16 protein-coding genes and 1 pseudogene are annotated in these 21,986 nt (G+C 74.3%); 3 read left to right on the top strand and 14 right to left on the bottom strand.

Annotation, left to right across the window (positions count from 1 at the left end; genetic code table 11):
• Positions 1-172: 172 nt before the first annotated feature.
• From TU30_RS20725 to hrcA, 11 genes are all read right to left on the bottom strand, one after another.
• On the bottom strand, positions 173-1,303 hold the full coding sequence (locus tag TU30_RS20725; RefSeq protein ID WP_042172267.1) for a carbohydrate kinase family protein: 1,131 nt from the start codon (positions 1,301-1,303) through the stop codon (positions 173-175).
• 232 nt (positions 1,304-1,535) lie between these two features.
• Positions 1,536-2,846: a glucarate dehydratase family protein gene (locus TU30_RS20720; protein ID WP_042172265.1), complete on the bottom strand. Its 1,311-nt coding sequence runs from the start codon at positions 2,844-2,846 to the stop codon at positions 1,536-1,538.
• Between the two features lie 467 nt (positions 2,847-3,313).
• Positions 3,314-4,306 (bottom strand): adenosine deaminase, encoded by a 993-nt coding sequence (locus tag TU30_RS20715; protein ID WP_042172094.1) that lies wholly within the window; start codon positions 4,304-4,306, stop codon positions 3,314-3,316.
• Between the two features lie 21 nt (positions 4,307-4,327).
• Positions 4,328-5,233, bottom strand: coding sequence for a ribonuclease Z (locus tag TU30_RS20710; RefSeq protein ID WP_042172092.1), 906 nt, complete (start codon positions 5,231-5,233; stop codon positions 4,328-4,330).
• Positions 5,234-5,245: 12 nt separating this feature from the next.
• Positions 5,246-5,599 (bottom strand): histidine triad nucleotide-binding protein, encoded by a 354-nt coding sequence (locus TU30_RS20705; protein ID WP_042172090.1) that lies wholly within the window; start codon positions 5,597-5,599, stop codon positions 5,246-5,248.
• A 388-nt stretch (positions 5,600-5,987) separates the two neighbouring features.
• The gene (locus tag TU30_RS20700) at positions 5,988-9,167 is read right to left on the bottom strand and encodes a S41 family peptidase (RefSeq protein ID WP_370626688.1); all 3,180 of its coding nucleotides are present in this window, start codon (positions 9,165-9,167) and stop codon (positions 5,988-5,990) included.
• 108 nt (positions 9,168-9,275) lie between these two features.
• On the bottom strand, positions 9,276-9,860 hold the full coding sequence (locus TU30_RS20695) for a hypothetical protein (protein ID WP_370626679.1): 585 nt from the start codon (positions 9,858-9,860) through the stop codon (positions 9,276-9,278).
• Between the two features lie 136 nt (positions 9,861-9,996).
• Positions 9,997-10,737, bottom strand: a complete 741-nt coding sequence (locus TU30_RS20690) for a 16S rRNA (uracil(1498)-N(3))-methyltransferase (protein WP_042172087.1) — start codon at positions 10,735-10,737, stop codon at positions 9,997-9,999.
• On the bottom strand, positions 10,734-11,807 hold the full coding sequence (locus tag TU30_RS20685) for a nitronate monooxygenase (protein ID WP_042172085.1): 1,074 nt from the start codon (positions 11,805-11,807) through the stop codon (positions 10,734-10,736). The genes TU30_RS20690 and TU30_RS20685 overlap by 4 nt, the downstream gene beginning before the upstream one ends.
• Positions 11,808-11,975: 168 nt before the next feature.
• Positions 11,976-13,115 (bottom strand): molecular chaperone DnaJ, encoded by a 1,140-nt coding sequence (gene dnaJ / locus TU30_RS20680; protein ID WP_042172083.1) that lies wholly within the window; start codon positions 13,113-13,115, stop codon positions 11,976-11,978.
• Positions 13,116-14,132, bottom strand: a complete 1,017-nt coding sequence (hrcA, locus tag TU30_RS20675) for a heat-inducible transcriptional repressor HrcA (RefSeq protein ID WP_042172081.1) — start codon at positions 14,130-14,132, stop codon at positions 13,116-13,118.
• A 170-nt stretch (positions 14,133-14,302) separates the two neighbouring features.
• Between hrcA and TU30_RS20670 the strand changes: the two genes are divergently transcribed.
• Both TU30_RS20670 and TU30_RS20665 read left to right on the top strand, forming a co-directional pair.
• Positions 14,303-15,028: an MBL fold metallo-hydrolase gene (locus tag TU30_RS20670; RefSeq protein ID WP_042172080.1), complete on the top strand. Its 726-nt coding sequence runs from the start codon at positions 14,303-14,305 to the stop codon at positions 15,026-15,028.
• 43 nt (positions 15,029-15,071) lie between these two features.
• Positions 15,072-15,884: a DUF3097 domain-containing protein gene (locus TU30_RS20665; protein ID WP_042172078.1), complete on the top strand. Its 813-nt coding sequence runs from the start codon at positions 15,072-15,074 to the stop codon at positions 15,882-15,884.
• 120 nt (positions 15,885-16,004) lie between these two features.
• On the opposite strand, the gene hemW is transcribed toward TU30_RS20665, so the two are convergent.
• From hemW to TU30_RS20650, 3 genes are all read right to left on the bottom strand, one after another.
• Entirely contained in the window at positions 16,005-17,237 is a 1,233-nt protein-coding gene (hemW, locus tag TU30_RS20660) for a radical SAM family heme chaperone HemW (protein WP_042172262.1), read from the bottom strand.
• Between the two features lie 58 nt (positions 17,238-17,295).
• Positions 17,296-19,527: an ATP-binding SpoIIE family protein phosphatase gene (locus TU30_RS20655; protein ID WP_042172076.1), complete on the bottom strand. Its 2,232-nt coding sequence runs from the start codon at positions 19,525-19,527 to the stop codon at positions 17,296-17,298.
• Positions 19,528-19,880: 353 nt separating this feature from the next.
• Positions 19,881-21,095 (bottom strand): glycosyltransferase, encoded by a 1,215-nt coding sequence (locus tag TU30_RS20650; protein ID WP_042172074.1) that lies wholly within the window; start codon positions 21,093-21,095, stop codon positions 19,881-19,883.
• A 201-nt stretch (positions 21,096-21,296) separates the two neighbouring features.
• Here TU30_RS20650 and TU30_RS20645 point away from each other — a divergent pair.
• A pseudogene (locus tag TU30_RS20645) lies at positions 21,297-21,958 on the top strand (pyridoxal 5'-phosphate synthase).
• Positions 21,959-21,986: the final 28 nt, after the last annotated feature.

Below are 21,986 nucleotides of genomic sequence, written 5' to 3'. Positions count from 1 at the left end.
GCCTGCGGTTCCTCCTCGTCAGGGCCGCGCAGCTGAGGGCGGCCTCGCGACTCCCAGGGTACGACGCGGGGATGACAACCCTGTAGGCCTTTTCACAGCGGGGTGGCGGCGGTCGGGGACGGGGTGACGTCCCCGACCCGCACCGGCGGGCCGGGGAGGGGCGGCGGGTGGGTCAGGACGACCGGCCGAAGCCGATGGTCGGGACCGCCCGGCGCAGGGGCCAGGGGCGGATCAGGTCGTCGGGAACCAGATCCGCCAGGAACGCGTAGCGCCTGAGCGCGGCCGGGTCCTGGGCCCGTACGGACTGGACCTCGCGCCACCAGGCGGCGATCTCCGACCAGCCGGGCGCCGACAGGGAGCCGCCGAACTCCTGGACGGAGAGGGCCGCGGTCAGGCCGGCGAAGGCGAGACGGTCGGCGAGCGGCCAGCCGGCCAGGCTGCCGGTGACGAAGCCCGCGACGAAGACGTCCCCGGCGCCGGTCGGGTCGAGGGCCTCGACGGCGATGGCCGGCACCTCGGCGCTCTCCCCGGTCCGCCGGTCCACCGCGTACGCCCCGTCCGCGCCGAGGGTGACGACGGCGACCGGCACCTGGTCGGTGAGGGCGTGCGCGGCGGCGCGGGGGCAGTCGGTGCCGGTGTAGCGCATGGCCTCCTGCGCGTTCGGCAGGAAGGCCTCGCAGTGCCGCAGGTCGGGCAGCGCGGCCAGGTCCCAGGCACCGGTGTCGTCCCAGCCGACGTCCCCGAAGACCCGGGTGCCCCGCGCCGCGGCGCGGGCGATCCAGGAGTCGCTGCGGCCCGGGGTGAGGGAGGCGACGGCGGCCCGCGCGCGGGGCGGGCAGGGCGGCAGGTCCGCGCCGGGCGGGAGCCGCTTGCGGGCGGCGGGGCCGGACGGACGGGAGGGCTGCTCCGGGGGCGGCTCGTGACCGTGGGAGACCATCGTGCGCTCCCCCTCGTACGCCATGGAGACCGTGACCGGGGAGTGCCAGCCGGGCACGGTGCGCGAAGGGGAGAGGTCGATGGCCTCGCCCTTCTCCAGGGCGTCCCAGCAGTAGTCCCCGTAGTGGTCGTCGCCGAAGGCGGCCGCGAGGGAGGTGCGCAGGCCGAGGCGGGCCAGGGCGGTGGCCATGTTGGCGACGCCGCCGGGGCTCGACCCCATCCCGCGCGCCCAGGACTCGGTCCCGCACACCGGAGCGGAGTCGAGCCCGGTGAAGACGATGTCGAGGAAGACGGTGCCGGTGAGGTAGACGTCCCAGGGCGGGTCGCCGGGCGCGCGCAGCGCGGCGAGCGGGTCGACATGGGGCATGCAGGACGACCCCGAGCGGACGGCGGCGGTCCGGGGCGCGCTGTCCGGGGCGCCCGTGCCGGCGCCCTCGGTGTTTCCCTCTCCGGCCGACGCGGCCGGCGTGGTGGACGCCCTCACGTTGCGCTCCCTGACCTGGTGCGGTTCTGGCCAGTGTGCACCACGTCGCCGACAACGTGCCGCCCGTCACGCCGGAACCGCCCCCGCCCGGGGCTCCGGCGTGACGGGAGGCCTCTCACCAGCGGGGCACCGTCGGGGTGACCCAGTCGGGATCGGCGATCCGCATGGCCGCCGCGTCGTCGCGGTCGCGGAGTGTGCCGTCGTCCTCCAGCCACCGCCGGTGCAGCGCGGCGAGCCGGTCGTGGTCGAGGGTGACGCCGAGGCCGGGTGCGTCGGACACGCGCACGGCGCCGTCCTCGAAGGTGAGGCGCTCGGTGAGGACGTCCTCGGACTGCCACGGGTAGTGGGAGTCGCAGGCGTGGTGCAGGCCGGGGACGGTGGACGCGACGTGGGTCATCGCGGCGAGACTGATCCCGAGGTGGGTGTTGGAGTGCATGGAGACGTCCACGCCGAAGGCGCGGCAGACGGCGGCGAGGTGGAGCGTGTTGCGCAGCCCGCCCCAGTAGTGGTGGTCGGAGAGGACGACCTGGACGGCGTTCGTGGTGAACGCCTCCCTGATCTCGGAGAAGGTCGTCACGCACATGTTGGTCGCGAGCGGCACACCGGTGCGGGCGGCGACCTCGGCCATGGCGGGGGTGCCGAGCGTCGGGTCCTCCAGGTACTCCAGGAGTCCGCCGATCTCCTCGGCCACCTCGACCGAGGTCTCGACGGACCAGGCGCCGTTGGGGTCGAGCCGCAGCGGGTGGCCGGGGAAGGCCTCGGCCAGGGCACGGACGGCGGCGACCTCCTCCTCGGGCGGGAAGACGCCGCCCTTGAGTTTGAAGGAGCCGAAGCCGTACCGCTCCTTGAGGGCGCGGGCCTGCGCGACGACGCCGGCCGGGTCCAGGGCGGCGCCCCAGTCGTCCTTCTCCGCCGGGACGCCTTCGGGGTGGCCGGCCCATTTGCAGAAGAGGTACGCGCTGTACTCCACGGTGTCGCGGAGCTTGCCGCCGAGCAGGGCGTGCACGGGCAGACCGAGGGTCTTGCCGAGGGCGTCGAGGCAGGCGACCTCGAAGGCGGAGGCGATGGACAGCCGCAGCTTGTCGGCGGTCTGCACGCCGCGCAGTCCGCCGACGTCGACGGCGGTGTCGACCCGGGCGGCCGCGACGGCGACCTCGTCCAGGAGCGCGAACAGCGCGTTCACGTCCGTGACCTTGCGGCCCTCGAGCTGTTCGGCGAAGGGGCGGGCCGGTTCCAGGTACGTGGTGTCGCCGTAGGTCTCCCCCACCCCGGTGGTCCCGTCCGCCGTGACGATCTCGACGATCAGCCGGGGCGTGTACGGCTGGTGGACGCCCTGCGTGTTCAGCAGCGGCGGGTCGGCGACCAGGATCGGTGTGAGCCGCACCTCGGTGACGGTCAGGTCGCGGGCGGTCGGCGCGGCGGGCACGGTCTGCGCGGTCACGGGGCGGCTCCTACGAGGTCCGGGCCGGCGGCGGGCGGGCCCGGGAGGGCGAGAGGGCGGCGAGCGGGGCGCGTACGGGGCCACGGACGGCGTCCGCGCAGCCGGACCGCGGGAGGCCATCCACATAGGGGAACAGAGGTTAGACAGGCGAACAGGGAGCGTCAATGGGGCAGGGGGCAACCGGTCCCGGACCGTCGGCCGGCGGCCCGCGCGGCGACGTCCCCGGCCGTCTCGACGGTGGCCTCGGGCCCGTCGGCGTGGAGGTGGGCCGGCTCCGTGGGGTGCCGGCCCGTTCGGCGGCACCCCACGGAGACCGTGGACGGCCGTCGCGGCGGTCGACGGGGCTGCGCCCCGTGTGCACAGGGATGCTTGCGCCACCCCCGGTCCGCACGCCGGACGCCTGATGCCTGACGGCTGACGGCTGACGGCTCTACGGCGGGACCGCGTGGGGCCTACGGGAAGACGTGCGCCTCCACCTCGGCGAGGTACCTGCTCCGCCGGTCCTCCTCGTCGTCCAGGAAGGCGGCGAGGAAGGAGTTGCGGGCCAGCTCGCGCAGCCGCTCCGGGCCGAGGCCGAGCGTGTCGCGCACCGCGTCGAAGGTGTCGCCCGCGTAGCCGCCGAAGTAGGCCGGGTCGTCGGAGTTCACCGTGCACAGCAGGCCGGCGTCGAGCATCGCGGGCAGCGGATGGTCGGCGAGGGTGTCCACGGCGCGCAGCCGGACGTTCGACAGCGGGCACAGAGTCAGCGGGATCCGGTCCCGCACCAGCCGTGCCACCAGCGCCGGGTCCTCCACGCAGCGCAGCCCGTGGTCGACCCGTTCGACGCCGAGGACGTCCAGCGCCTCGGTGATGTACTCCGGCGGCCCCTCCTCACCGGCGTGCGCCACGCGCCGCAGCCCGAGCGCGGCGGCCGCCTCGTACACCGCACGGAACTTCACGGGCGGGTGGCCGACCTCGGCCGAGTCCAGGCCGACACCGGTGATCCGGTCCAGGTGGGGCCTGGCCGCGTCCAGCGTCGCCAGGGCCGACTCGGCGGACTCGTCCCGCAGGAAGCACATGATCAGCCGGGTCGAGACGCCGTGCCTCTCCTGGCTGCGCCCGAGTGCCCGCCACAACCCCTCGACCACGGTGTCCATGCCGACGCCACGCGCCGTGTGGGCCTGCGGGTCGAAGAAGATCTCCGCGTGCCGCACGCCCTGCGCGGCGGCGCGGGCCAGGTAGGCGTCGGCGAGGTCCTCGAAGTCCCGCTCGGTGCGCAGCACGGTCATGAGTGCGTAGTACAGGTTCAGGAACGACTGGAGGTCCTGGAAGCGGTACGCCTCGCGCAGGGCGTCGGTGTCGGTCCAGGGCAGGTCGACGCCGTTGCGGGCGGCCAGGGCGAAGGCGAGCCCGGGTTCGAGGGTGCCTTCGATGTGAAGGTGCAGTTCGGCTTTGGGTACGGGCATCGAAGCATCGTACGGGCGGCCTCAGCGGCGCTTGGGGAGCGGCACCCGCAGCAGATCGCGGGCCACGGTCAGCTCGCCCTCGTACCCGGCGGCCCGCGCCTGCCGCTCGAACTCCTCCGGGTCGCTGTAGCGCTGGCTGAAGTGGGTGAGCACCAGATGCCGCACGCCTGCGTCCCGTGCCGCCCGGGCCGCCTGGCCGGCCGTCAGGTGACCGTGCTCGACGGCGAGTTCCTCGTCCTCGTCGAGGAACGTGGACTCGATGACGAGCAGGTCGCAGCCCTCGGCGAGCGCGTGCACCCCCTCACAGAGCCGGGTGTCCATGACGAAGGCGAACCGCTGGCCGCGCCGCACCTCGCTGACGTCCTCCAACGCGATCCCGTCGAGCGTGCCCTCGCGCTGGATGCGGCCGACGTCCGGGCCCTTGATGCCGTGCGCGGCGAGCCGGTCGGGCAGCATCCGGCGGCCGTCGGGTTCGACCAGCCGGTAGCCGTACGACTCGACGGGGTGCGACAGCTTCCGCGCCTCCAGGGTGTATCCGGCGGTGCGGGTGAGCGGGCCGTCGGCGGCGACGGGTTCCTCGGTGATGCCGACGGTCTCGCGGTAGGCGGTGGCGTACCGCAGCCGGTCGAAGAAACGCTGCCCGGAGCCCGGGTAGTGGGCGGTGACGGGGTGCGGGACCCGGTCGAGGTTGATGCGCTGGATCACTCCGGCGAGGCCGAGCGAGTGGTCGCCGTGGAAGTGGGTGACGCAGATCCGGTTCAGGTCGTGCGCGGCGACCCCGGCGCGCAGCATCTGGCGCTGGGTGCCCTCGCCGGGGTCGAACAGGATGCCCTCGCCGTCCCAGCGCAGCAGATAGCCGTTGTGGTTGCGGTGGCGGGTGGGCACCTGGCTGGCGGTGCCGAGCACCACCAGTTCGCGTACGGACAAGGAAGCCGCCGCCTATCCGGGGGGCCAGTGGAGACCGCGGCCGCCCAGGACGTGGGCGTGCGCGTGCCAGACGGTCTGGCCGGCGGCGCTGCCGGTGTTGAAGACGGTGCGGTAGCTCTCCAGCTGCTCCTGGTCCGCGACGGCCTGCGTCTCGCGCAGGACGTCCGCCGCGACCCCGGGGGCGGCCGCGGCGAGGGCCGCCGCGTCCTTGTGGTGCACCTTCGGGATCACCAGGATGTGCGTGGGCGCCTGCGGGTTGATGTCGCGGAACGCGACGGTGGTGTCCGTCTCCCGGACGATCGTCGCCGGGGTCTGCCCTGCGGCGATCTTGCAGAACAGACAGTCGTCCTGCGGTTCCCCTGCCATGGCAGGCCCTCCTCGGTGCGTGGTGATCGCGTACGGAGGCATCGTAGTCGCCCCCCGCCGCGGCGGGCAGGCTTCCGGGGACGGGCCCGGACGCCGGGCAGGCGGATGCGCCGCACGCGGGGACACGGGCGACGCCGGGACGGGGGCAGCCCCCGGGGCGGGGGCGGACGCGAGGCGGCGCGGAGACACAAAACCCCGAGGACACGGAGACACAGCGACACCGAAACCCAGGCGGACCCCCGGGACACAAGCGGACCCCCGGGACGCAAGCGGACGCAAGGCGGCGCGGAGACGCGGCGACACAAAACCCCGGGGGCACGGGGGCACGGGGGCACGGGCGACGCCGAAACGCGGGCGGACGCCCGGACGTGCCGCGGCGCCGGGCCGTCTACTCCAGCGTCGGCGGCGTCTTCGCCGGGGTCTCCTCGAGCGCGGCCAGCGCCAGCCGTACCGCCTCGTCCAGCTGGACGTCCCGGCCCGCCGCGTGGTCCTGCGGACGCTGGACGACCTCCACGTCCGGGTCCACGCCGTGGTTCTCCACGCCCCAGCCGTAACCCTCCAGCCAGAAGGCGTACTTGGGCTGGGTGACGAGGGTGTTGTCGACCAGCCGGTAGCGGCTGTCGATGCCGACGACGCCGCCCCAGGTGCGGGTGCCGACGACCGGGCCGATGCCGAGCGCCTTGATCGCCGCGTTGACGATGTCGCCGTCGGAGCCGGAGAACTCGTTGGCGACGGCGACGACCGGACCGCGTGGCGCGTCCTGCGGGTAGCTCTCCGGGCGCATGCCGCGCGGCAGGTCCCAGCCGACGATCCGCCGGGCCAGCTTCTCCACGACGAGCTGGGAGGTGTGGCCGCCGCGGTTCTCCCGGACGTCCACGATCAGGCCCTCGCGGACCACCTCGACCCGCAGGTCCCGGTGGATCTGGGCCCAGCCGGGAGCCTGCATGTCGGGGACGTGGAGGTAGCCGAGCCGGCCGCCGGACAGCTCGTGGACGTACGCCCGCCGGTCGGCGACCCACGCGTGGTAGCGCAGCGGCTCCTCGTCGGCGACGGGGACGACGACCGCGTGCCGCGCCTCGCCGCCGCCTGCCGGGGAGACGGTCAGCTCGACGGGCTTGCCCGCGGTGCCGACCAGCAGAGGGGCCGGTCCGCCCACCGGGTCGACGGGCTGCCCGGCCACGGCGACGATCGCGTCACCGGCGCGGATCGCGACGCCGGGCGCGGCCAGCGGGGAACGGCCCTGGGGGTCGGACGTCTCCGCGGGCAGGATGCGGTCGACGCGCCAGCTGCCGTCCTCGTGGCGGGAGACGTCCGCGCCGAGCAGGCCCTGCCGGGCGCCGCCGCCGAAGCCGCCGCGCCCGGTGACGTAGGCGTGCGAGGTGCCGAGTTCGCCCTGCACCTCCCACAGGAGGTCGACCAGGTCGTCGTGGGTGGCGAGCCGGTCGAGGACGGGCCGGTAGCGGTCGAGGACGGCGTCCCAGTCGAGGCCGTTCATGTCCGGCCGCCAGTAGTTGTCCCGCATGATGCGGCCGGCCTCGTCGAACATCTGCCGCCACTCGGCGGCCGGGTCGATGAACTGGCGGACCCGGTCGAGGTCGACGGTGATGTTGCTGTCGCTGTCGTCGTCGCCCGACGCGCGCCGGTCGCTGGGGACGACCTTGAGCCGGCCGTCGGTCCACAGCAGCACCCGCTTGCCGTCGCCGCTGACCTCGAAGTGGTCGGCGTCCGAGGCCAGGTGCTCGATGCGTGACTGGGCGAGGTCGTAGCGCTCCAGCTCGGTCTTCGGGTCGGGGTCGTCGGGGGTGGCCCGGGAGGCGCCGAGCACGCCGCGCACCGGGTGCCGCAGCCACAGCACCCCGTCCTTGGCGGCACGCAGGTGGGAGTAGCGGGCGGCCACGACCGGGAACGGCACGATCCGGTCGGCGAGCCCCTCCAGGTCGATCCGGGTGGTCGGGGTGCCCTCGCTGTCGGGGGTCTCGTCCCGGTCCGGCGTCTCGAAGGGGCGGCCGTGCCGCTGCGGGCCGAACGGTGACGGGGTCGTCGCGGCGAGGGTGATCAGGTGCGGCCGGGCGCCCTCGACGAAGGCGAGGTCGAAGACGTGCTCGTCGTAGACCGGGTCGAAGGAGCGGGTGGACAGGAACGCGAGGTGCTTGCCGTCGAGGGTGAAGGCGGGCGCGTAGTCCTGGAAGCGCAGCGGGGTCGCCTCGGTGACCTGGAGGTCGGTGGTGCTGGCGATCCTCAGCTGGCTCAGCGGGCGGGGGCCGGGGTGGGACCAGGCGAGCCAGGCGGAGTCGGGTGAGAAGGCCAGCCCGCAGACGTCGCCGTCGGCGCTGCGGTCGACCTCGCGGACCTCGCCGGTCTCCCGCTCGACGAGCAGGACGCGGCCGTCGTGCGAGGCGACCGCGGCGCGGCTGCCGTCCGGCGACATCGCGAGTCCCAGGACCCGGCCGAGTTGTCCGGCGGCGATCCGGCGCGGGGTCGCGCCGGGGGCGAGGCCGGTGGCCGGGGCGAACTCCAGGGCGTCGTCGCCTTCGGCGTCGGTCACCCACACCACCCACTCCTCGCCGTCGGCGCGGAAGGTGTGCGGGCGCCGGGCGCGGACGCCGGGGGTGGCGGCGAGGGCGCGGGCGGGTCCCGACCGGTGGGTGACCCAGTGGACGGTGCCGCGCACGCAGACGGCGCTGCCGCGCGCGGTGTGGTCGGGGGAGGCGGAGCCGAACCAGCGGGCGGCGTTCACCGGGAACGGCGTCAGGTCGACGCGCTGGCCGCCGAGCCGGATGTCGAGCGGACGGGGCTCGGCCCCGTCCAGGTCGTCGAGGGTCCACAGCCGGCCGGCGCTGGAGTAGACGACGCGGGTGCCGTCGGTGGCGGCGTGCCGGGCGTAGAACCCGCCGAGCGGGGTGTGCCGGCGCAGGTCGGACCCGTCGGCGAGGGAGGAGTACAGCGCGCCGGTGCCCTCGTGGTCGCTGAGGAAGGCGATCCTGGTTCCCACCCAGATCGGGTACTCGATGTTCCCGTCGAGGTCGGCGTGCAGGCGTACGAACTCGACACGGCCGTCGGCCGTGTTCCCCGCGCCGTCTCCGTCCCCGGACTCCTGCTCGATCCACAACTTGCCCGCCGTGCCGCCCCGGTAGCGCTTCCAGGCGGCGGCCTCGCGGCCCATCGTCGCGGAGAGCAGGACGGTGCGCGGCCCGTGGGCGACGTCGCCGACGGGGCCGTGCGGCAGCGTGGTGGCGGGGCCTCCGTCGAGGGGGACCACACGGGCCCAGGTGCGGCGCAGGCTGGCCTGGCCGTGGGTGCTGAGCGCCAGGACCTTCCCGTCCGGGGTCCAGCCGCGCACCTGGGTCCTGGAGCTGCCCCAGTACGTCAGGCGGCGGCCGGGTCCGCCCTCGACGGGGGCGATGTGCACCTCGGGGGCGCCGTCACGGGTGGAGGTCCAGGCGACGGTGGTGCCGTCGGGCGAGATGCGGGGCATCGTCACCGGCACGTTGTCCGCGCTGGCCCGCCAGGCGCGGCCGCCGTCGAGCGGGGCGAGCCACACGTCGTCCTCGGCGGTGAAGGCGACCAACTCGCCGTGCGGGTGCGGGAACCGGAGATACGCGGCGGAGGCGACCGAAGCAGAGTGTGTCACCCGGTCACCCTACGCAGGCGCGGTCGGCGTGGACAGGGGTTTGGATCACTTGCCCTCGACAGGGCGGCAGGACGGGTACTGGTCGCACCACACGGTCGTCGTGACCGTCACCGTGACGGTGGGCTGCGGGCCGCGGCCCGTGGGCTCGCCCACCGGAGGCGGACTGGTGGCGTCGCAGTCACCCAGGCCGTCGACCCGGAACACCTGCTTGCCGTCCACCTTCGCGGTGATGTCCCCGCGCACGCAGGCGCCGTTGACGGCGTGGGTGATCTTCCCGGTGACGGTGATCTCCTTGCCGTCCTCGGTCTCCCCGTCGCAGTCCACGGTGGCCACCGTGTTCTCGCCCGCGCTCGCGGACCGCGACGACGCGCTCGCGTCGTCCCCGTAGGAGGCGGTGCAGCTGAGCCACCGCACGCCGGTCTTCTGCCGGTTGAGCTCCCGGGTGACCGTCTCGTCGGTCGTGAGCGCCACCGCGGTCGAGCCGACCGAGCCCGGCTCGCACGCCACGGCCCCGCCCACGGCGACCACGGCGAACCCCACGGCCAGTACCGGACGCCGCCACCGTGTCCCGCGCCGGGCCCTCGGCCAACTCCTCGGCCAACTCCTCGTCAGTGCCCCCTTGGACGCCATGGACGGCAGCCTGCCACCGTCACGGACGTGACGGTAGAGCGCATACGGCCACCGCGGGCGCCCCCGCCCCGCCCCCGCTGCCGGGCCTGGTCGGCGCCCCGGTGCACCGGCGTCCCGGCACCTCGGCGGTCCCGGATCAGGACCAGCGGCCCGTACGGGTCAGGAGCACGGCCGTCGCCGCGGTGCCGGCGGTGGAGGTGCGCAGGACGCTGCGGCCCAGGCGGTAGGGCTTGGCGCCGGCCTGCGCGAAGAGCTCCAGCTCCTCCGGCGAGACCCCGCCTTCGGGGCCGACGACCAGCACGATGCTGCCGGAGGAGGGGAGTCCGGCGGTCGCGAGGGGTTCGGTGCCGCTCTCGTGGAGGACGGCGGCGAAGTCGGCTCCGGCGAGAAGTGACGCAACCTGTCGGGTCGTGGCCGCGTCCGCGACCTCCGGGAAGCGTGTCCGGCGGGACTGCTTGCCCGCCTCGCGGGCCGTCGCCCGCCATTTGCCGAGGGACTTCAGCCCGCGCTCGCCCCGCCACTGGGTGACACAGCGCGCCGCCGACCACGGCACGATCGCGTCGACGCCGACCTCGGTCATCGTCTCCACGGCCAGCTCGCCCCTGTCCCCCTTGGGCAGGGCCTGGACGACGGTGAGCCGGGGCGACTCCACGGGCTCCTCGACGACGTCGCCGAGGCGCACGACCAGCCGGTCCCTGCCCTCGGTCGCGGTCACCTCGCCCTCGGCCCGGCGGCCGGCGCCGTCGGTGAGGACGACCTTCTCCCCGGCCCGCAGCCGCTTCACGGAGACGGCGTGCCGTCCCTCGGGGCCGTCGAGCACGTGGTGGCCGAAGCCGTCCGTGCCGAAGTCGTCCACGACGAAGACCGGGGCGGTCATCGGGTACCTCCCGCCGACAGCGCGGTCCGGGTGGCGGTGAGCTCGGCGGCCAGCACCTCCACCAGCTGCCCGGCGGGCAGCTCGCGGGCCATCCGGTGACCCTGTCCCGCCCACAGCGCCATGCCCTGCGGGTCCCCGGCGGTGGCGGCGGCCTTGCGCAGCGGGGCGGTCAGATGGTGGACGTCCGGATAGGCGGCGGGGGCGTAGCGGCCGTGCTCGCGCAGGAAGCGGTTGACCAGGGCGCGGGCCGGGCGTCCGGAGAAGGCGCGGGTCGGTTCGGTGCGGGTGTACAGGGGGTTGGTCAGCGCCTGCTTGTGCAGGACGTGCGCACCGGACTCGTGCGTGGCGAGGAACGCCGTGCCGAGCTGGGCCGCCGAGGCGCCGACCGCCAGGACGGCGGCGATCTGGCTGCCGTGCATGATGCCGCCGGCCGCGACGATCGGGATGTCCACGGCCTCCCGCACCTGGCTGACCAGGGGCAGCAGCCCGATGCCGGAGCAGTCCGTCTCCGGGCAGTCCCGGTGGGTGCCCCGGTGGCCGCCGGCCTCGGCACCCTGCGCTATCACCGCGTCGGCGCCCGCGTCCTGGACGGCCCGCGCCTCGTCGGGGGTGGTGGCGGTGGCCAGCGTGAACGTGCCGGCGCGGCGCAGGGCGTCCAGGACGTCCCGGGCGGGCACGCCGAAGTGGAACGACACCACCGGCACCGGGTTGTCGAGCAGGACGGCGAGTTTGGCGTCGTAGCCGTCGTCGCGGCCGTCGTCGGGGTCGCCCAGCCCGGTGGCGTACCAGGAGGCCTCACCGGCCAGCTGATGGGCGTAGACGCCGACGGCGGCGGGGTCGGGGGTCTCGGGCTGGGGCATGAAGACGTTGACGCCGAAGGGGAACCCGGTCAGCCCGCGCAGCTGTTTGATCTCCTGGTACATCCCGTCCGCGGTCTTGTACCCGGCGGCCAGGAACCCGAGCCCGCCCGCCTCGGACACGGCCGCGGCGAGCTGCGGCACGGCGACTCCGCCCGCCATCGGGGCCTGCACCACGGGGTGCCGGAGGAGGTCGGTGAGGGCCAAGGACATGACGGCATGTTGCCACGTCCTTCGGACATCTCCGAATTCGACCGGGGACGGGTCACCACCCGACCGGGAGTGGGTCCGAAACGGCTCCGGAGCCGATCGCGCCCCTGGCGCGGCCCGCTTCCGGGGGCACCGCGGGGACCTCGTCCGGTCCCCGCGGGAAAGCGCCCGTCAGCGCCCGTTGAAGGCGTCCTTCAGCCGGGAGAACAGGCCCTGCTGGCCCGGCTGGAACTGGCCCAGCGGGCGCTCCTCGCCGCGGAGCTTGGCGAGTTCGCGCAGCAGGCGCTCCTGTTCGGGGTCGAGCTTGCCCGGGGTCTGCACCTCGACGTGCACGATGAGGTCGCCCCGGCCGCCGCCCCGCAGGTGCGTGACGCCCCGGCCGTGCAGCGGGATCGACTGGCCGGACTGCGTGCCGGGCCGGATGTCGACCTCCTCCATGCCGTCCAGCGTCTCCAGCGGCACCTTGGTGCCGAGGGCGGCCGCCGTCATCGGGAGGGTGACCGTGCAGTGCAGGTCGTCGCCGCGCCGCTGGAACATGTTGTGCGGCAGCTCGTGGATCTCGACGTACAGGTCGCCGGCGGGACCGCCGCCGGGGCCGACCTCGCCCTCGCCCGCCAGCTGGATCCGGGTCCCGTTGTCCACACCGGCCGGGATCTTCACCGTCAGGGTGCGGCGGGAGCGGATCCGGCCGTCGCCCGCGCACTCGGGGCACGGGTTCGGGACGACGGTGCCGAAGCCCTGGCACTGCGGGCAGGGGCGCGAGGTCATGACCTGGCCCAGGAAGGACCGGGTGACCTGCGAGACCTCGCCCCGGCCGCGGCACATGTCACAGGTCTGCGCCGTGGTGCCCGGCGCCGCGCCCTCACCGCTGCACGTGGTGCAGACGACCGCCGTGTCGACCTGGATGTCCTTGGTCGTGCCGAACGCGGCCTCGTCCAGCTCGACCTCGAGGCGGATCATCGCGTCCTGGCCGCGGCGGGTGCGCGAGCGCGGACCGCGCTGCGACGCCGTGCCGAAGAACGCGTCCATGATGTCGGAGAAGTTGCCGAAGCCGCCCGCCCCGAAGCCGCCCGCGCCGCCGCCTGCTCCGGCCTGCTGGAGCGGGTCGCCGCCGAGGTCGTAGACCTGCTTCTTCTGCGGATCCGACAGGACCTCGTAGGCGGCGTTGATCTCCTTGAACCGCTCCTGGGTCTTCGGATCCGGGTTGACGTCCGGATGCAGCTCGCGGGCGAGTCGCCGGAAGGCCTTCTTGATCTCTTCCTGCGACGCGTCCCGGCGCACGCCGAGTACGGCGTAATAGTCGGTGGCCACTTACGACTCCGCCAGGATCTGTCCGACGTACCGTGCCACTGCGCGTACCGCTCCCATCGTTCCCGGGTAATCCATGCGGGTCGGTCCGACCACGCCGAGCTTGGCAACCGCCTCGCCGCCCGAACCGTAGCCCACCGACACGACGGACGTGGAGTTGAGTCCCTCATGGGCGTTCTCATGACCGATACGGACGGTCACGCCCGGATCCTTCGCCTCTCCGAGCAGCTTGAGGAGCACGACCTGCTCCTCGAGTGCCTCCAGGACAGGCCGGATCACCAAGGGGAAATCGTGCCCGAAGCGGGTCAGATTGGCGGTGCCGCCGATCATCAACCGCTCCTCGTTCTCCTCGACCAGCGTCTCCAGGAGGGTGGAGAGCACGGTCGAGACCGTACCGCGTTCCTCGGGGTCGAAGGCCTCCGGGAGGTCCTCGACGAGGGACGGTACATCGGTGAAACGGCGGCCCGCGACACGGCTGTTGAGCCGGGCCCGCAGATCCGCCAGGGACGCCTCGCCGACCGGCGCCGGGCAGTCGACCATGCGCTGCTCGACCCGTCCGGTGTCCGTGATCAGCACCAGCATGGCGCGCGCGGGCGCCAGCGGGAGCAGTTCCACGTGCCGCACGGTCGAGCGGGTCAGCGACGGGTACTGCACGACGGCGACCTGCCGGGTGAGCTGCGCGAGCAGCCGCACCGTGCGGGCCACGACGTCGTCCAGGTCGACGGCGCCCTCGAGGAAGTTCTGGATGGCGCGCCGCTCGGGCGCGGTCATCGGTTTGACGCCGGCGAGCTTGTCCACGAAGAGCCGGTAGCCCTTGTCGGTGGGGATGCGCCCGGCGCTGGTGTGCGGCTGGGCGATGAAGCCCTCGTCCTCCAGGGCCGCCATGTCGTTGCGCACGGTGGCCGGGGAGACGCCCAGGTTGTGCCGCTCGGTGAGGGCCTTGGAGCCGACGGGCTCCTCGGTGCCGACGTAGTCCTGGACGATGGCGCGCAGCACCTGGAGCCTGCGTTCACTGAGCATCACGCACACCTCCAAAAGCCGTCCGCCCGGTCCGTTTCCCTGATGCCCTGGCACTCTTCGCACGCGAGTGCCAGACTCCCCGCCCAGTGTACGGCCGGGGGGTACTCCCCGGGCAAGGCCGGTCCCGCGCAAACGCGCCGCGCAGACCCGTGGGCCGTTAGCGTCGCGGTATGACGGTGGCGTGGGAAGAGTCGGGATGGGAAGGGCTGGCGCCGGGGGTGGGGCGGTGCCGGCTTCCGGTGTGGGACTGCACGGTGGGCCTCGTCGTCGGCGCGGACGCGGTGCTGCTCGTGGACGCCGGTTCGTCCCTGCGCGAGGGCGCGCGGTTGCGGGCCGGGGCGCAGTCGCTCGCCGGGCGGCGTGTGACGCATCTCGCGCTCACCCACCCCCACTTCGACCACGTGCTGGGGGCCGCGGTGTTCGCGGGCGCGGAGGTGTTCGGCGCGGTGGGGCTGGACACGGTGCTGGCGCGGGGGCGCGAGGAACTGCTCACGGACGCGGAGCGCCACGGTCTGGACGCGCGGGAGGCCCGGGAGGCGGTGGACGCGCTGGTCCGTCCCCGGCACACGGTGTCCGGCGAGTGGACGCTCGGCCTGGGCGGCGGACGGCGGGCGCTGCTCGCGAACGTGGGCCCGGGCCACACGGCGCACGATCTCGCGGTGCTGGTCACCGGCGAACCGCGGGTGGTGTTCTGCGGCGACCTGGTGGAGGAGTCCGGCGAACCGCAGGCGGGCCCCGACGCCGTCCCGTCGCAGTGGCCGGGCGCCCTGGACCGGCTTCTGGCCCTGGGCGGCGAGGACGCGGTGTACGTTCCCGGCCACGGCGCGGCGGTGGACGCGGCGTTCGTACGGGCCCAGCGCGACGCCCTCGCGGCCCGCTTCGGCGTGTCGTGCTGAATCCTCGGCCGAACGGGGGCCGGCTTCTCCTATCGTCATCAGAATGCGCCCGTACTCTCCCGACCTGACCCCCGAGTGGAAGAAGTCCCGGCCCGTCCCCGAGGTGCCGGCCGAGCCCGGTCTGGTGGTGGAGGAGCCCGGCAGCGGATTCTGCGGCGCGGTGATCCGCTGCGAGGCGGGCACGGTGACCCTGGAGGACCGCTTCGCCAAGCACCGGGTGTTTCCGCTGGAGCCGCGCGGGTTCCTCCTGGAGGGACGCGTGGTGACGCTGGTGCGGCCGGCCGCCGGTCCGTCGCGTCCGGCCCGTACGGCGTCCGGGTCGGTGGCCGTCCCGGGCGCACGCGCGCGCGTGGCACGCGCCGGGCGCATCTACGTCGAGGGGCGCCACGACGCCGAACTGGTCGAGCGGGTGTGGGGCGACGACCTGCGCGTCGAGGGCGTGGTCGTGGAGTACCTGGAGGGCGTCGACGACCTCCAGGCGATCGTCGAGGAGTTCGGTCCGGGCCCGGACGCGCGGCTGGGGGTCCTGGTGGACCACCTGGTGCCGGGTTCGAAGGAGTCGCGCATCGCCGAGGCCGTCACCAGCGAGCACGCCCTGGTGGTGGGCCACCCCTACATCGACATCTGGGAGGCGGTGAAGCCGTCGTCCCTGGGCATCGGGGCGTGGCCCCGCGTCCCGCGCGGCCAGGACTGGAAGACGGGGGTGTGCCGGGCGCTGGGCTGGCGCGTGGCGAACACCGGCGAGGCGTGGCAGCACATCCTCGGTTCGGTGCGCTCGTACAGGGACCTGGAGCCGGCGCTGCTGGGCCGGGTGGAGGAGCTGATCGACTTCGTCACGGAAAACGGTGGGGCCTGACGCCCTGGAAGCTGCCGGATTCACTGGTGTCCAGGCCGATGCCCAGCATGTCGAGCGGCAGCCTACGAACCAGGTCAGGGGCCGGATCCGCGTTCCGCGGCGACTCACTCCGCCGAGTGATCAGTCCACCAGATCCCTGACCACGGCATCCGCCAGCAACCGCCCTCGGAGCCTCAGCACCGCACGCCCCTCCTCGTACGGCTTCCGCTCCAGCAGCCCGTCCGCCAGCGCCCGCCGCGACGCCGCCAGTCCCTCCTCCTTCAGCAGTGACAGCGGCACGCCCTCCCGCAGCCTCAGCTCCAGCAGGATCCGCTCCACCCGCCGGTCCTCGTCCGACAGCAGCTCCCGGCCCGCGCCCGGCGACCGGCCCGACGCCAGCGCCGCCGCGTACGCGCCCGGGTGCTTGACGTTCCACCAGCGGACCCCGCCCACGTGCGAGTGCGCCCCCGGGCCGGCGCCCCACCAGTCGGCGCCCCGCCAGTACAGCTCGTTGTGCAGGCAGCGGCCGGCGTCGGAGGTGGCCCAGTTGGACACCTCGTACCAGTCGAAGCCGGCCTGCGACAGGACCTCCTCGGCGATCAGGTACCGGTCGGCGTGGACGTCGTCGTCGGTCATCGGGACCTCGCCGCGCCGGATGCGCCGGGCCAGCCCGGTGCCCTCCTCGACGATCAGCGCGTACGCCGAGACGTGGTCCGGCCCGGCACCGGTCGCCGCGTCGAGCGAGGCCCGCCAGTCGTCGTCGGACTCGCCGGGGGTGCCGTAGATCAGGTCGAGGTTGACGTGCTCGAAGCCCGCCGCGCGCGCCTCGGCGACGCAGGCCTCCGGGCGGCCGGGGGTGTGCGTGCGGTCGAGGACCTTCAGCACGTGCTGCCGGGCGCTCTGCATGCCGAAGGAGATCCGGTTGAAGCCGCCCGCGCGGAGGGTCTCCAGGTAGGCCGGGTCGACCGACTCCGGGTTCGCCTCCGTCGTCACCTCGGCGTCCGCCGCGAGCCCGAACTCGTCGCGGATCGCGGCCAGCATCCGTACGAGGTCGTCGGCGGCCAGCAGGGTGGGCGTGCCGCCGCCGACGAACACGGTGCGGACCTCGCGCGGGTGGTCGCCGAGCACCTTGCGGGCCAGGCGGACCTCGTCGGTCAGGGTCTCGGCGTAGTGGTCGCGGGAGGCCAGCACGCCCCCGCTGCCGCGCAGCTCGGTGGCGGTGTAGGTGTTGAAGTCGCAGTAGCCGCAGCGGGTCGCGCAGTACGGCACGTGCAGGTAGAACCCGAGGGGGCGGTCCGTGGCACCGGCGAGTGCGGACGCGGGCAGCGCGCCGTCGGCGGGGACGGGCTCGCCGTCGGGGAGAGCGGAAGGCATGTGCTCCATTGTCCCGCACGCGCTCCGGTCCCCTCCCGCGTCGTCGGCGCCCCCGGCGTCACTCCGCCTGGAGCACGAGCAGCGCGAGGTCGTCGGCCGGCGGCCGTGCCCCGAACTCGTGGACGAGCCGGTTGATCCTTTCCGCCGTCAGCCCGGCGTCCAGTCCCGCGCAGCCGGCCAGCGCCGTGGCGAGCCCGTCCCCGTCGTCGAACTGGCGGGAGCCGGAGCGCCGCTCGGTGACGCCGTCGGTGACGCAGAGCAGGGTGTCGCCGGGGCGCAGCTCGAAGGTCTCACTGGTGTAGGTGACGTCCTCGACGACCCCGAGCAGGGTCTGCGGCTGGGCGACGGTACGGACCGTGCCGTCGGGGGCGAGCAGCAGCGGCAGGGGGTGCCCGGCGGAGCCGAGGGTGACGCGGGCGCCGCCGTCGCCCTCGTCGCGGAGGGTGAGCTCGCCGTAGAGCAGGGACAGGAAACGGGTCTGGGGGCCGTCGCCCGGGGCGGAGGGGCGGGCCCCGGCGGCGACGAGGGCGCGGGCGGCGGCGTCGGCGGCCTCGGTGGCGTCGTCGAGGAGCAGTCGGTTGAGGCGGTCGAGGACGTCGGCGACGCGGTAGCCCTCGCGGGCGAGCAGCCGCAGCCAGGGCCGGGCGAGACCGATGACGACGGCCGCCTCGGGCCCTTTGCCCTGGACGTCACCGACGGCGAAGCACCAGCGGCCCTCGCCCGCCTGGAACAGGTCGTAGAAGTCGCCGCTCGGCCCGCCCTTGTCGAGGGGCTCGTGGACGAACGCGGAGCGCACACCGGGGATCTCGGCGACGGCGCCGGGCAGCAGTCCGCGCTGGAGCACCGCGGCGATGGTGGCCTGGCGGGCGTACTGCCGGGCGGCGCCGATGGCGAGCGCCACGCGCCGCCCGAGATCCTCCACCAGTCCGGTGATCTCGTCCGGAAACCGCCCGATCCCGGCCCGCCCGATCACCAGCGTCCCGAGCGGCCGCCCGCCGACGACGAGCCGGTAGGCGAGGGCCGCGCCGGGCGCGGGAACGGAGACCGGCGGCGGGAGGGCGACGGGGGCGGAGACGGAGACGGCACAGTCGTACGCCGGTCCGCCGTCCGGGGCCCCGGGCATGCCGAGGCTTCCCGGCATGCGGAAGCCCTCCGGCCCGCCGAGGCCCTCCGACCCGCCGAGAGCGGCCTCCGGCAGGTCCAGGTCGGCCTCCGGCATCCGGAACGCCTTCTCGGGCCAGGGGTAGTCGAGCGGGCCGGGGGACAACGGGTCGGAGGGCGGTGGCGGATTCTGCCCGAGCACCCGGCTCAGTTCCTCGACGCGGCTCTCGTCGGCGTGCCAGACCCGGGCGAGGCGGGACCCGCCGGCCGGCACGCCCTCGCCCCAGCCGCCGTGACCGCTGCTCTCGTCCTCCAGCCACACGGCGCACCAGTCCGCGAGCCGCGGAACGATCAGCTGCCCGGTGAGCGCGGCGACGAGGTCCTCGTCGAGCTGCCCGGCGAGCAGATCGGAGGCCTCGGCCAGGAACGACAGCGCCCCGCGGCCCAGCCAGGCCCCGTCCCGCCGGTACGGCCGCGCGGCACGCCACGCCTCCCGGCCCCCACCGGGCCCCGGGACCTCGTACGCCCCGTCCGGCTCCGCCTCCCCCGCGTACGCGCCCACGTCGTCGCCCCAGGCGCCCCAGTCGGCCGGGCGCCCCGCACCGCCCGTCACGTCGTCCGGGTCGTCGGGGTCGTCGAGGTCGTCCGGTGCAAGGCCCCTGGCGGGGACACGGGCCCAGACCGTCTTCGTGTGGGCGCCGGGCCGGTACGTGATCCCCCAGGCCTCGGAGAGAGCGGCGACGAGCCGCAGCCCCCGCCCGTACTCATGGCCCTCGGGACTCCCGGAGGGCACCGCGTCCGGCCCGCCGTCGCGCGGGGCGCGGGAGGGGTGCCGGTCGGCGACCTCGACGACGAGCGCGCCGGTGTCCTCCTCCAGCGCGCAGGTGAGCCGTACCTCGGTCCCGGCGTGGACGACGGCGTTGGTGACCAGCTCGCTGGCGATCAGCATGGCGTCGTCGACGGCGCGGGTGGTGAGGTGCTCGACGCCGGGCAGGGCGCGTTCCGTCCACTCGGCGAGCGCCGCCCGCACCAGGGCGCGCGCGGACCCCGGGGCGAGGGAACCGCCGGGCAGGGTCGCGTCCGCCCGCGCACACGCCCGCGCGAACGTCTCGGACGCGGCAGGGGAGGTCTCCCGTTGCGTCGGAATGGCCCCCATGGGCAGCTCCCCGGGCAGTTCGTACGAATACATCTCGATCAATGCCGACAGAGTGACAGACCGACCCCACCCATAAGCAACGGGTTACCGAAGTGGACCACCGAAAGCAGGAACAGCACTCCACATCCGGTCAGGAACTGGCCGAAAACCGATCAGCTTCGCGCAACACCGGAGAGGGAGAAACCCATGGCCCTCGACGGGCGCCGGCAGCACGGGCCCCGGGCAGCCGGCCCGGAGGCCCGCCCCTGCCGACCACCCAGACGAATCAAGGCGGTGCACGCCCCATCGCCGCAGTGGACGGCGCGCCAGGAGTGGGACGGACACGCACCCTCCAGCGCCATCTCGAAGCCTTCGCGGGTGACCACGGCGACGGAGCGTCCCCGGATTCACCCGGCGCATCCTGAGCCGATGTGGGCGAGCACCGCAGCGGCGCCGTCCTCTGCGGCGATGCCGCGGGCGAGTTCAGCCGCGCGGCGGCGGTGGGCCGGATCGGACAGACAGGCAGTGATCCCGGCGCCGAGGGCTTCGGCGGTGAGATCCTGGAACGGCAGGGGTCGGGGAGCGACTCCCAGCCGGTGCAGCCGGGACGCCCAGAACGGCTGGTCGGCCATGACCGGTACGGGCAGGGCGGGTACTCCGGCCCGCAGTCCGGCCGCGGTGGTACCCGCCCCGGCGTGATGGACGACGGCGGCGGTGCGGGGGAACAACCAGTCGTGCGGAAGGTCGCCGACGGCCAGGACGTCGGCGCCGCAGCCGCCCAGTTCGGCCCACCCCGCCTGCACCACCGCGCGTACGCCTGCCCGCTTTACCGCCGCGGCCACCAGCTCGCTGAGCCGTTCCCCCTGCCCCGGTGCCATGCTGCCGAACCCGATGAACACCGGGGGCGGACCGGCCTGGAGGAAGTCGACCAGTTCGGCCGGAGGCTGCCAGCGGTCCGGCCTGGCGGGCCACCAGTAGCCCGCCACGCCCACCCCCGACGGCCAGGCCCCGGGACGCGGCACGACCAGCGGGCTGAAGCCGTGGAGGACCGGCCGGATCTCCTCCGGTGCCGATGGTGCGTCGGCGGGCAGCCCGAGACGGTCGCGCAGCCTGGTCACGGCGCCCGCGAAGACCCCTTTCGCGCGTTCCAGCACGGCCCGGCCGGCCGCGAGGTTCCCCTCCGGGCCCGGGCCGTCGATGTCTCGCGCCCCGGGCAGCGGGAACTCCGCGGTGGCGAACGCCGGTGTGAGGTAGGTGCCGATGACGGGGACGCCGAACGCTTCGCCGGCCGTCCGGCTGAACGGTGCGGGACCGAAGGGGGTGAGCACCAGGTCGGCTCCGGCGGCCACGGCGTCCGCCACTCCGTCGGCGAGGCCGTCCGCGTACGCCCTGGTCATCGCCCGGGCTTCCTCCCGCGAAGCCGCCCGGGACCAGGCTCGGAGCAGCCCCTGCGGGTCTCCCGGCACAGGCCGGTGGTCGAGACCGCACCCGCCGACGAGTGCGCCGAAGGACGGATGAGCGGCCACGGCGACCTGATGGCCCGCGTCCAGCAGGCGCCGCCCCAGACCTGTGAAGGGCGCGACATCTCCCCGTGAGCCGGCGGTGACGATCAGAATACGCATGCGGCGATTCTCCTCGGCGCGCGCCGCCCGGTCACCGTGGCCCGTCGAGGCCCCTCGCCTGCGCCGGAACCCCGTTCGAAAATGGCCACCTTGTCCGGCACCTCGGGGATGCAACGGCGTGATCCACCACAATCAGCTTGAGGATCATGCGAGTTGATAGGTTCAGTTCGACTTGAGCGATCACGACCGAGGGAGTGGAACGTGACCGGCGCGGCCGACCTGCGTCAGACGCTGCGGGACATCGAGGTCTTCGCCGGCGAGCTTCCCGGGTTCGACCCGTCCACTGCGCCGGACACGCCGTTCGAACTGTTCACCGAGTGGTTGCTCAAGGCGTTGAGCGCCGGGGTGCAGGAGCCGCATGCCATGACGCTGGCCACGGCGGACGCCAAGGGTGATCCGACCGCCCGCGTACTCATCCTCAAGGACGTGAGCCTGAGGGCTGGCAATTCGCCTCGGACGCGAGCAGCCTCAAGGGCCGGGACCTCGCCGCCCGCCCTTATGCGGCGCTGACCTTCTACTGGGCACCGCTCGCCCGCCAGGTCCGGGTGCGCGGACCGGTCGTGCGAGAGACCCCAGAACTGTGCGCTGCGGACTTCCTCGCCCGCGGCGCGGGGGCACGGGCGGAAGCCCTGCTCGGTCGGCAATCGCAACCGCTCGCGGATCTGGCCGAAAGGGACGCGCAGGTGGAGGCATCACTCACGCGGATCAAGAGCGAGCCGGACCTCGTGGCGCCCCATTGGACGCTGTACTCAGTGCGCCCGGAGTCGGTGGAGTTCTGGCAGGGCGACAAGCAGCGCCGCCACACCAGGCTCGCCTACCTGTCCTCACCCGACGGGCGGACCAAGCAACTGCTGTGGCCCTGACACCTGTCCGATCTCACTGCCGGGCCGC

This window comes from Streptomyces sp. NBRC 110035 (assembly GCF_000829695.1).
Lineage (GTDB): Bacteria > Actinomycetota > Actinomycetes > Streptomycetales > Streptomycetaceae > Streptomyces.
Note: the sequence above shows the minus strand (reverse complement) of the source record. Positions and strands in the feature narration are given on the sequence as shown.

What these genes read in the sequence shown, in the direction of transcription:
- hemW (WP_042172262.1), bottom strand. Translation starts at nt 17,237, where the DNA reads ATGCCTTCCGCTCTCCCCGACGGCGAGCCCGTCCCCGCCGACGGCGCG.
- TU30_RS20655 (WP_042172076.1), bottom strand. Translation starts at nt 19,527, where the DNA reads ATGTATTCGTACGAACTGCCCGGGGAGCTGCCCATGGGGGCCATTCCG.
- hrcA (WP_042172081.1), bottom strand. Translation starts at nt 14,132, where the DNA reads ATGCTCAGTGAACGCAGGCTCCAGGTGCTGCGCGCCATCGTCCAGGAC.
- TU30_RS20690 (WP_042172087.1), bottom strand. Translation starts at nt 10,737, where the DNA reads ATGACCGCCCCGGTCTTCGTCGTGGACGACTTCGGCACGGACGGCTTC.
- TU30_RS20715 (WP_042172094.1), bottom strand. Translation starts at nt 4,306, where the DNA reads ATGCCCGTACCCAAAGCCGAACTGCACCTTCACATCGAAGGCACCCTC.
- TU30_RS20650 (WP_042172074.1), bottom strand. Translation starts at nt 21,095, where the DNA reads ATGCGTATTCTGATCGTCACCGCCGGCTCACGGGGAGATGTCGCGCCC.
- TU30_RS20705 (WP_042172090.1), bottom strand. Translation starts at nt 5,599, where the DNA reads ATGGCAGGGGAACCGCAGGACGACTGTCTGTTCTGCAAGATCGCCGCA.
- TU30_RS20695 (WP_370626679.1), bottom strand. Translation starts at nt 9,860, where the DNA reads ATGGCGTCCAAGGGGGCACTGACGAGGAGTTGGCCGAGGAGTTGGCCG.
- TU30_RS20670 (WP_042172080.1), top strand. Translation starts at nt 14,303, where the DNA reads ATGACGGTGGCGTGGGAAGAGTCGGGATGGGAAGGGCTGGCGCCGGGG.
- TU30_RS20685 (WP_042172085.1), bottom strand. Translation starts at nt 11,807, where the DNA reads ATGTCCTTGGCCCTCACCGACCTCCTCCGGCACCCCGTGGTGCAGGCC.
- TU30_RS20665 (WP_042172078.1), top strand. Translation starts at nt 15,072, where the DNA reads ATGCGCCCGTACTCTCCCGACCTGACCCCCGAGTGGAAGAAGTCCCGG.
- TU30_RS20725 (WP_042172267.1), bottom strand. Translation starts at nt 1,303, where the DNA reads ATGCCCCATGTCGACCCGCTCGCCGCGCTGCGCGCGCCCGGCGACCCG.